The sequence below is a fragment of the Pseudofrankia saprophytica genome (genome assembly GCF_000235425.2).
Classification (GTDB): domain Bacteria; phylum Actinomycetota; class Actinomycetes; order Frankiales; family Frankiaceae; genus Pseudofrankia; species Pseudofrankia saprophytica.
Map to the genome: position 1 here is coordinate 4,272,552 of NZ_KI912266.1, position 10,067 is coordinate 4,282,618.

The 10,067-nt window shown below is 73.4% G+C and carries 6 protein-coding genes; 2 read left to right on the forward strand and 4 right to left on the reverse strand.

From position 1 onward, the window contains the following. Positions 1-14: 14 nt before the first annotated feature. The 3 genes from FRCN3DRAFT_RS0217765 to FRCN3DRAFT_RS0217775 all read right to left on the reverse strand — a co-directional run bounded on the left by FRCN3DRAFT_RS0217765 (position 15) and on the right by FRCN3DRAFT_RS0217775 (position 4,087). Positions 15-1,739 (reverse strand): acyl-CoA synthetase, encoded by a 1,725-nt coding sequence (locus FRCN3DRAFT_RS0217765; RefSeq protein ID WP_007517948.1) that lies wholly within the window; start codon positions 1,737-1,739, stop codon positions 15-17. A gap of 44 nt (positions 1,740-1,783) precedes the next feature. Continuing rightward, on the reverse strand, positions 1,784-2,596 hold the full coding sequence (locus FRCN3DRAFT_RS0217770; RefSeq protein ID WP_007517946.1) for a crotonase/enoyl-CoA hydratase family protein: 813 nt from the start codon (positions 2,594-2,596) through the stop codon (positions 1,784-1,786). 300 nt (positions 2,597-2,896) lie between these two features. Beyond that, positions 2,897-4,087 carry an acyl-CoA dehydrogenase family protein gene (locus tag FRCN3DRAFT_RS0217775; RefSeq protein WP_007517944.1) on the reverse strand — a complete coding sequence of 397 codons (1,191 nt, stop codon included), beginning with the start codon at positions 4,085-4,087 and terminating at the stop codon, positions 2,897-2,899. A gap of 209 nt (positions 4,088-4,296) precedes the next feature. On the opposite strand from FRCN3DRAFT_RS0217775, the gene FRCN3DRAFT_RS0217780 reads away from it, so the two are divergent. Next, the gene (locus tag FRCN3DRAFT_RS0217780; RefSeq protein WP_007517942.1) at positions 4,297-5,526 is read left to right on the forward strand and encodes an acyl-CoA dehydrogenase family protein; all 1,230 of its coding nucleotides are present in this window, start codon (positions 4,297-4,299) and stop codon (positions 5,524-5,526) included. Positions 5,527-6,277: 751 nt separating this feature from the next. Then, positions 6,278-8,572 (forward strand): DEAD/DEAH box helicase, encoded by a 2,295-nt coding sequence (locus FRCN3DRAFT_RS0217785; RefSeq protein ID WP_051466294.1) that lies wholly within the window; start codon positions 6,278-6,280, stop codon positions 8,570-8,572. 91 nt (positions 8,573-8,663) lie between these two features. Here the strand turns inward: FRCN3DRAFT_RS0217785 and shc are convergent. Beyond that, a partial coding sequence (shc, locus tag FRCN3DRAFT_RS44995; protein WP_007517938.1) for a squalene--hopene cyclase occupies positions 8,664-10,067 on the reverse strand: 1,404 nt, incomplete at its 5' end.

Sequence of the window (10,067 nt, forward strand, 5' to 3'; positions counted from 1 at the left end):
GGATCTCCGTGGTGCTAGGTGTTCTCGAGGTCGCGAGCACTCTCGGTGACCTGGGCGGCCCTCGTCGCCACCTGCCGGGCCCACGCGAGGTCGGCCTTGCCGCTCGGGGTACGCACGACGGTCTGGACGAGGCTCAGCACCCGGGGCACCTTGTAGCCGGCGAGGTGGGCGCGGCAGTGCCGCTGCAGGTCGGCGAGGGTGAGCGTGGCGCCAGGCCGGGGCGCGACGACGGCGGCGACGGTCTGGCCCCAGCGTTCGTGCGGGACGCCGACGACCAGGACGTCATAGATGTCCGGATGGGTCTTCAGCACGCCCTCGACCTCCTCGGGGAAGATCTTCTCCCCGCCCGAGTTGATGGTGGCCGAGCCGCGGCCGAGCAGGGTGATGGTGCCGTCCTCCTCCAGCCGGGCGAAGTCGCCGGGGACGGAGTAGCGCGCGCCGTCCGGGCCGGTGCGGAACACCTGGGCCGTCTTGACCGGGTCGCCGAGATAGCCGATCGGGATGTTGCCCCTGCGGGCGAGCCGGCCGATCTCGCCGACCCCGAGCGGGGTGAGGTCCTCGTCGACGACCAGCGCGTCGTCGATCGGCCGGATGCGCACGCCGGCGTCGCCTCGGACCCGGCTCTTGTCCGCGATGCCGACGCCGTGCGAGCCGGCCTCCGAGGCGCCGACGCCGTCCGTGACGACGACGCCCAGGCGCTGCATGAACGACTCCTTGAGCACGGGGGAGAACAGCGCGGCGCTCGACGACAGCGCGTACAGCGACGACAGCTCCGGCCGGCTGCCCGCGCGCTCCAACGCGTCGAGGGTGTCGAGCAACGGGCGCGCCATCGCGTCACCCGTGATCATGACCATGTTGACCCGTTCGGCCTCGACGAGCCGCCAGACCTCGTCGGGCTCGAACGTGTCGACGAGGATGGTGCGCTGGCCCTTGCTCAGGTTGGTCAGCAGGCACCACTGGGTGGCGCCGTGCATCAGCGGCGCGATCGGCAGCGCGGTGAGGACGCCGGTAGCGCCCTTCTCGGTGAGCTCCTCCGGGCGGCTGGCGCGTTCGCCCGTCATCAGGTCGAGGCCGCCGCCGAGGGCGAAGATGACGTCCTCCTGCCGCCACAGCACGCCCTTCGGCATGCCGGTGGTCCCGCCGGTGTAGAGCAGGTAGTGGTCGTCGCCGGTGCGCGGCTCGAAGTCCCGGTCCGGGCGGGACGCGGCCAACGCGTCCTCGTAGGGCACGGCACCCAGTGCCTCGGCGCCGCCCTGCCCCTGTCCCCGCTCCTGGCCGCGCCCGCTGCCGCTGCCGCGCCCGCTGCCGCTGTCGGCGTCGTCCTCGGCTTCGAGGGCCGTGCCGTCCTCGATCACCACGAGGTGCCGCAGGCTCGCGATCTTCGGGGCCACGTCGGCGACCCGGTCGGCGAACTGTCGCTGGAAGACGAGCGCGACCGGCGCGGCGTTGCCAAGCAGGTACGCCAGCTCCTCGGCGACATACCGGAAGTTGACGTTCACGCACACGGCGCGGATCTTGTACGCCGCGAGCATCGTCTCGACCCATTCGATCACGTTGTAGGCATAGATCGCGACGTGGTCGCCGGGTCCCACCCCGGCGCTGGATAAGTGGTGCGCCATGCGGTTGGCGCGTTCCTCCAGCTCGGTGTAGGTCCGCCGGCCGGGGCCGGCGACGACGGCCTCCCGGTCGGGGTAGCGGTCGACGGCGTGCTCGAACAGGTCGGCAAGATTGAACTGCATCACGTCTCCCGCTGGGCGACTGCGTCTGGGCGGCGGTGTCCGGGTCAGCGCCCGGTGAATCGAGGGGTCTGCTTCGCGGCGAACGAGCGCGGGCCGATCTTCGCGTCGTCGCTGAGGTAGACCCGCATGCCGATCTCGGACTCGACGCGGAACGCCTCGTCCTCGGGCAGCGACTCGGTCTCCCGCAGGACCCGCAGCACGGCCTGCACGGCGACCGGCCCGTTCGCGGCGATCGCGCGCGCGATCTCCATGGCCCGTTCCAGGGCGGTCCCGTCCGGGACGACGTGGGTGACCAGGCCGATCTCCTTCGCCTCCGCCGCCCCCAGGTGCCGGCCGGTGAGCAGCAGCTCGGCGGCCACCGCGTAGGGGACCTGGCGGCGCAGCCGCACCGCGGACCCGCCGAGCGGGAACAGGCCCCAGCGGACCTCGGAGACGCCGAACCTCGCGGACTCGCCCGCGACCCGGATGTCGGTCGCCTGCAGGATCTCGGTGCCGCCGGCGATCGCCGGCCCCTCGACGGCCGCGATGAGCGGCTTGGTGAGGACGAACCGCTTCATGATCCATTTCATGACGGACAGGTCCATCGCGAGGCGGGTGCCGTCCCCATCGCCGCGAAACGCCTCGCCGGGCGGGCGCGCGGACATCTGCTTGAGGTCGGCTCCGGAGCTGAACGCGCCGCCGGCGCCGGTGAGGACGGCGACCCGGATCTCCGGGTCGGCGTTGACCTCGTCCCAGGCCTTCTCAAGGAGGCCGATCATCTCGGGGGTGATCGCGTTGCGGGCATGCGGGCGGTTCATCGTGACGACCAGGACGTGGCCGTCGCGGGCGACGAGCGCGTGCGGCTCGGACTCGGTCACGCGGGCTCTCCTCGGACGCGCAGACCGTGGTGGATGGCCGTGCCTATAGGCACGGCCATCCACCACGGTCCAAAACGGGATCAGTGATGTGTGTTGGATGGCTGTGCTCATGGACACGCTGGTCTGCCACGATTCGGCGCTCGGGCGAGCGCGGCGGGCTGGTGGCACCCCCGGGCCGGAGTGACGCTCCCTGCCAGACACCCCGGGCATGCCTGAGCGGCGTCTCAGGCGCCCGCTCGGCCGTGTCGACACCGCTACCAAAAGTGATCGACGTTGAGGCCGCCGCCGGCGGAGGTGGCCTCACCGCGGCGGGCGGGGCATGCCGAGGCCAAGCATCGCGATCATGTCGCGCTGGATCTCGTTGGTGCCGCCGCCGAAGGTGAGCATGAGGATCTGCCGGTAGGCGCGCTCGAGCCGGCCGGCGAGCACGGCGCCCGGCGAGCCCGACACGAGGATCGCCTCGTCCTCCAGGCACTCCATCAGCAGGCGGTATGCCTCGACGGCGAACTCGGTGCCGAAGATCTTCGTCGCGCTGGCCTGGGCCGGCCCCAGCCGGGCACCGTGGTCGACTCCCCAGGCGATCTTCCAGTTGATCAGTTTGAGGAACTCGACCTTGGCGTGCACCGTGCCGAGGTTGCGCCGGACCAGCGGGCGGTCGATGACCCGGCCGCCCTCGGGCGCCGCGGTCGCCTCGGCCCACCGCCGGGTCCACAGCAGCAGCTGCTGGATGCCGGCGGCCGAGCACAGCGCGACGCGCTCGTGGTTGAGCTGGCCGGTGATCAGTTTCCAGCCGCCGTCCACCTCGCCGACCAGGGCCTCGGCCGGCACGTGGACATCGGTGTAGAAGGTCTGGCTGGTGATGCCGCCGGAGATGGTGGGCACCGGCGTCCAGGAGAAGCCCGGTGTGTCGACGGGGACGCAGAACACCGACAGGCCGCGGTGGCGGGGCAGGTCGGGGTTGGTGCGGGCGGCCAGCCACACGTAGTCGGCGACCTGGATGACCGACGTCCACATCTTCTGGCCGTTGATCACCCAGCCGTCGCCGTCGCGGTCGGCGCGGGTGCGCAGGCTCGCGAGGTCGGTGCCGGCACCCGGCTCCGAGTAGCCGATGGAGAAGTGCAGCTCACCGGCGAGGATCTTCGGCAGGAAGAAGTCCCGCTGCTCCTGGGTGCCGTACTCCATGATCGCCGGCCCGACGCTGTTCAGGGTCAGCAGCGGGATCGGCACCCCGGCCAGCGTCGCCTCGTCGCCGAAGATCAGCTGCTCCAGCATCGACCGGTTCTGGCCGCCGTACTGGGTCGGCCAGCCGATGCCGAGCCAGCCGTCCTTGCCCAGCTGGCGGATGGCCCGGCAGTAGGCGCCGTCCTTGCCTTTCAGGGTCGACTCGCCGCCGGCGAGCTCGGCGCCGAGCTCGGGCGTGACCATCGCGGCGAAGTACTCGCGCAGCTCGCGGCGCAGGTCCTCCTGCGTCGCGGTGTAGGCGATTCGCATCGGCGCTCTCCTGTCGCGGCCGGCCGCCACGGCGTGTCCCGTGGGCCCGGCGCACCCGACACGACCTGACGGGTCATCAGGTCGCGGTTGACCCGATGCTAGCGCGGTACTAGAACAAGTTCTCGTTATTGGGTGCTCGCCCGCCCGCGGCCCACCGGTCCGCGCCGGGCGTCCGCCGACGACCAAGCCTTCTCGCGAGGAGCCGCGGCATGGACTTCGCCCAGACCGAGGAACAGCGCGACCTGGCCGCGCTGGCCAGGCAGATCCTCACGGAGCGAGTCACCCCCGAACGCCTGGCCACGCTGGAGGCGGATGTCCTCGCCGGCACCGGTGAGCCGAGGTTCGACCGCGAGCTGTGGGCGCAGCTCGCGAAGGCGAACCTGCTCGGCATCGGCGTGCCGGCCGAGTACGGCGGCCTGGGCTACGGGGTGCTCGAGGAGTGCGTCGTACTGGAGGAGGCCGGGCGGGTGCTCGCGCCGGTGCCGCTCTGGGCCTGCGCGACCGTCGGCGCCGGCGCGATCGCCGCCCACGGCACCGAGGCGCAGCGGCGCGGCTGGCTACCCGGCCTCGTCAGCGGCGAGAAGATCGTCACGGTCGCGCTGGCCGAGCCGCGAGGCTCCGACGCCGCGGCCCCGGCCACGACCGCGACCAGACTGGCCGGCTCCGGCTCCAGCTCCAGCTCTGCCGGCGGCGTGGGTCCCGACGGCGGCGTCGGCGTCGGCGTCGGCGCCGGCTGGCGGCTGGACGGAGTCAGGACGGCCGTGCCGTTCGCGACGGTCGCGGACGCGGTGCTCGTCCCGGCGCGCACCGGGACGGGCGTTGGCGTGTTCCTCGTCGACCCGGCCGCCGCCGGGGTCACCGTTGAGCGGCAGCTCACCACCGCCCGCGAGGTCACCGGCCTGTTACGGCTGGAGGGGGTCGTGGTCGGCGACGACGCGCTCGTCGGTGGCCCGGCGGCGGCCGAGGGAGACGCCGTGGCGGTGGCGCTGCGGGACCGGGCAACGCTGGGCCTGTGCGCGCTGCAGCTCGGCGTCACCGAGCGGGCGATGCGCGCCGCCGCCGAGTACACCAGCAACCGGCAGCAGTTCGGCCGCCCGATCGGCTCGTTCCAGGCGGTCGGGCACCGGCTGGCCGACTGCTACATCGACGTCGAGGCGATCCGCCTGACGATGTGGCAGGCCGCCTGGCAGCTCGCCGAGGGATGGGACGCCTCGAGCGCGGTCGCCACCGCCAAGTTCTGGGCGGCCGACGGCGGCCACCGGGTCGCGAGCGCCGTCGTCCACGTCCACGGCGGCATGGGCATCGCCGAGGAGTACTTCGTCCACCGCTACTTCCTGCACGCCAAGCAGCTCGAGTTCACCCTCGGCGGCGCCGGCGAGCAGGCCCGCCGCCTCGGCGACCTGATGGCCGCCGCCCCCGCCCCCGACCACGTCGTCTAGCGATCGTCCAGCGCGATCTGGCGCGCGCCCGCGCGCCCGCGCGCCGGCCCGCCCGCCGCGGGGCCCGGCGCTACCAGGGGACCGGGCCGGCGGGGGAGAAGTAGCCGCCGGTGGGGCCGGCGGGGCCGAGCCGGGCGAGGCGGCCGATGATCTCGGCGCCCTCCTCACCGTCCTGGGCACGCAGACCCCGGTCGGCTGATGCCGTAGCCGCGGAGGTTGGCCCGCGGCCGCGGAAGTCGGCGCCGTCGACGATCGCTCGTGATCGTCGCGAGCGTGTCGTGGTGGTCGTGGTTTCGCCGAATCCGTGACCGCGACAACACGTGGGCAGCGATCAATCTGCCGTGTTGATGCCGCGTCACCGGGCAAACCCAGACAGAGGCGGCGCCAACGTCCGGGCGCCGGCCGGCCAGCGGGCCGTCGTGGGCGTGATACACCGATGCTGGGCCTGTGCCCGCCGGGCGGCCTGCCCGGTTCGGCGTGTCGCCGGGAAGGGGTGACAGTGGCCTTTCGGCCGCCGTGGCGACGCGCGCCGTCGCGTGGACAGGCGCCACCGGCTCCCACCGGCGACCGGCCGGTGCCGGACCAGCGGCCCGGGGCGGGAACGTTCGCACCGACTCCGCCGGCACAGCGGACTCGGCCTGCGTCGCCGGCTCCGCGGACCAGACCGGCATCCCCGACTCCGCGGGCAGCCTCGAGGCCGGCGGCGGGGCGGGTGCCCGAGCTCCCCGCGTCGCAGCTCCCAACACCGGACATGGCGCGGACGCGGGCCGGCACCTCCGAGGCCCGTCACCTGCTCGACGAGGCCGAGGCCCTGCGCGCGCTCGTCGAGCGGGTGCTCGCCGGAGAGCGGGAGACCCGGACAGCGGTCTGGCGACATTTCCGGGACCTGCGCGCGCGGGTGGTTCGTCGCGACCTCGGGCGGATGGACCTCGCGCGACTCAAGGACACGGCACCGGAGCGGCTGCAGCTGCGACCGCTGGAGACGGCCGGGTACCGCACCGTCGGGGACATCGTCGACCGCACGCCGGCGGATCTGTCCAGGCTGCCGGGCGTCGGCCTGCGCACCGCGACGGCGGCGATCGCCGCGGCAGGGGCGCTCGCCGAGGCCGCGGAGGACAGCCGCGGCATCCGGATCGAGCTGGATCCGGCGGACGCCCGGTCGACCGACCTGCTCACCTGGCTTCGGCGCGCCGTGCTGCTCGCGGACGCTGTCGGCCCCGTCCGGGCGCGGACGGTCGCCGTCGCGCGGAGCCTGCCCGGGGCGCTGTCCGACGCGAGGCCGGCCAGGAGCCGGACCCGGATGTTCTTCGCCGGCGCACAGAGCCGGGCGGCGGCGCAGCGGGGGCTCGACGAGGTGAGCCAGATCCTCGTGGACGCCGCGGACCAGGGCGGCCAGGGCCTGGCGCGCGAGCTCGCGAGCGCGGTCGCGCTTCTCGACCGCCCTCCCGGCGCGGCCGGCGTCTGGACCGACTTCGAACGGCAGGCGGTCCAGTACTACGGGCTGCTGGGGGAGATCGTCGGCAACCGCGGCGATCTCAGCTCCGCCACCGGGCATCTGCCGACCGAGATCGTCGACCGCGTCCGCAACCAGCCCCTCGACGGCACCCTCCGGACGGTGTCGCTGCGCGGCTACCAGGCGTTCGGCGCGAAGTTCGCACTCGTGCAGCGCCGGGTGATCCTCGGCGACGAGATGGGCCTGGGCAAGACGATCCAGGCGATCGCCGCGATCGCGCACCTGCGGGCGCAGGGCGAGTCCCACTTCCTGGTCGTCTGCCCCGCCTCGGTGCTGGTCAACTGGATGCGCGAGATCACCGACCGCGGCAAGCTGACGGTGCACCGGCTGCACGGCGCGGACCGCGCCACGGCCCTGCCCCGCTGGACGGCGCAGGGCGGTGTCGGCGTCACCACCTTCGACACCCTGGCCTCGCTGGATCTCCCCGCTGCCCTGGCCGGCAGGTCCCGCGGACCGCGGATCGCGATGCTGGTCGCCGACGAGGCCCACTATGTGAAGAACTCGGACACGAGGCGGGCGGACGCGCTGCGGGCGCTCATCGAACGGCCGGAGCTCGTCGACCGGGTGCTGTTCCTGACGGGCACGCCGATGGAGAACCGCCTCGACGAGTTCCAGACGCTGGTCGGGTACCTGCAGCCCGGCCTGCTCGACCCGCCACGGCCGCGGTCCGGCGATCCCGCGCCCGTGGCCGTGCCCGGGAGCTGGCCGGGCGTCGCGGCGGCCCTGTCCCCGCGCCAGTTTCGGGAACGGGTCGCCCCCGCCTACCTGCGGCGCAACACGGCCGACGTGCTGTCCGAGCTGCCGGAGCGGGTCTGGACCGACGAGTGGGAGGAGCTGCACTCGCCCGCCGAGCGGGCCGCGTACCGCGACGCGGTGCTGTCCCGACAGTTCATGGCGATGCGCCGGGTCGCGTTCACCGCCGACCCGGAACGCTCACGCAAGCTCGGCCGGCTGGTCGAGATCGCGCGGGAGGCGGCGGGCAACGGGCAGCGGGTGGTCGTTTTTTCTTTCTTCCACGACGTCCTCGACCTCGCCGAGCGGCGGCTGCGCGCCGAGGACGACTGCGGTCAGGTGTTCGGCACGATCAAGGGCGCGATGGCACCCGACGACCGCCAACGCCTGGTGGACGCGTTCGGCCGCTGCCCCGCCCCGGCGGTGCTGCTCAGCCAGATAGTCGCCGGCGGCACCGGGCTGAACATGCAGGCGGCTTCGGTGGTCGTCCTGTGCGAACCGCAGGTCAAGCCGACGTTGGAGGAGCAGGCGGTCGCCCGGCTGCACCGCATGGGCCAGGTCCGCACCGTGCGGGTGCACCGGCTGCTGACCGTCGACAGCGTCGACCAGCGTCTCGTGCAGATCCTGGCCGCGAAGAGATCCGACTTCGACGCCTACGCCCGCCGCAGCGACCTCGTCGCGGCCGGCCCGGAGGCCGTCGACGTCTCCGACGAGGCCCTCACCCGCCAGGTCGTCGAGCAGGAGTACGCCCGTATGGCCCGCGCCGCCGTGAGCAAGGCTCGCGTGAACGAGGCCCCGTGAGGGGTTCCCTCACTACTTCAGCCACGGATCGACGGGTGCGGGCCCGCCGGTTGCCGGCGGGCCCGTGAACCGTGCGTCGGGGAACCAGGGCTCAGTGGGCGTCGCCCGCGAGAGCCCGGCGGTAGCGGCCGAGGGCCATGACCGGCCAGACCAGCCGGTACAGGTTGTAGTTGATGTAGAAGTAGCCGGCGAATCCGGTGCCGGTGTAGTGGTCCTCGTCCCAGCTGCCCTCGTCGGTCTGGGTGGCGGCGAGCCACGCGACGCCGCGGGCGGCGGCCTCGCCCTTCGCGCCGTCGCCGACCCGGTCGGCGGCGATCAGGGCGAGCAGCGCCCACGCCGTCTGCGACGCCGTGGAGACGCCCATGCCGGCCGTCGACATGTCGTTGTACGAGTAGCAGTCCTCGCCCCAGCCGCCGTCGGGGTTCTGCCGGGAGACCAGCCAGTCGGCGGCGCGCTGGATCGCCGGGTGCGAGGCGGGCAGGCCCACGGCGCGCAGCGCCGGGACGACGCCGCCGGTGCCGTAGATGTGGTTGACGCCCCAGCGGCCGTACCAGGAGCCGTCGGGCTCCTGGGAGTGCAGGAGCCACTCGACCCCGCGCTTCGTGCGGGGGTCGTCGCCCAGGCCCAGCTCGCCGAGCAGCTCGACGACGTGGGCGGTCACGTCCGCCGACGGCGGGTCGGTGAGCATGCCGAAGTCAGCGAACGGGATCTTGTAGACGAGGTGGCCGGCGTTGTCGACGTCGAACGCGCCCCAGCCGCCGTCGGCGCACTGCATGCCGAACACCCACTGCAGACCCCGGTAGGTCGCGGCCATGACCTTCTCCGGCCGCGGGTGGGCGACCCGCATCAGCGCCAGCATCACCTCGGCGGAGTCGTCGACGTCCGGGTAGGTGTCGTTCTCGAACTCGAAGGCCCAGCCGCCGACCGGCACGTCGGGGATGGGAACAGACCAGTCGCCGCGCCGGGCGGTGACCTCCTGGCCAACCAGCCAGTCGGCGGCGCGGACCAGCGCCGGGTCGTTCGTGGCGAGGCCGGCGTCCGCCAGAGCGATCGTCGCCAGGCAGGTGTCCCAGACCGGCGACTGGCAGGACTCCTGCATCCGCGAGCCGTCCGAGCGGATGACGCTGTAGTCGTCGAGCGAGCGCAGCGCGGCGGTGAGGACCGGATGGTCCATGGGGTAGCCGAGCACGCGCAGTGCGATGATCGAGTAGGCGGTCGGCGGCTGGATCCCGCCGAAGCAGCCGTCGGCCTCCTGACGGATCACGATCCACCGCTCGGCGATGCCGAGGGCGAGCGCGCGCAGCGGCCTGACCGGGTGCCGGTGGTAGACGTGCAGCGCCTTGTCGATCCGGTGGAACATCCAGGTCCAGGGAAGGTGCTCGAACGCGGCGGACTTGATCCCACGGGCGGCGCGGGCGCCGACCCTGCGCAGGCGGCCGTCGGGCAGCGGAATGCCGGGGCCGCCCCCGTCCTTGGCCCGGCCGGCCACGTCCGG

What these genes read in the sequence shown, in the direction of transcription:
- FRCN3DRAFT_RS0217765 (WP_007517948.1), bottom strand. Translation starts at nt 1,739, where the DNA reads ATGCAGTTCAATCTTGCCGACCTGTTCGAGCACGCCGTCGACCGCTAC.
- FRCN3DRAFT_RS0217775 (WP_007517944.1), bottom strand. Translation starts at nt 4,087, where the DNA reads ATGCGAATCGCCTACACCGCGACGCAGGAGGACCTGCGCCGCGAGCTG.
- FRCN3DRAFT_RS0217780 (WP_007517942.1), top strand. Translation starts at nt 4,297, where the DNA reads ATGGACTTCGCCCAGACCGAGGAACAGCGCGACCTGGCCGCGCTGGCC.
- FRCN3DRAFT_RS0217785 (WP_051466294.1), top strand. Translation starts at nt 6,278, where the DNA reads ATGGCGCGGACGCGGGCCGGCACCTCCGAGGCCCGTCACCTGCTCGAC.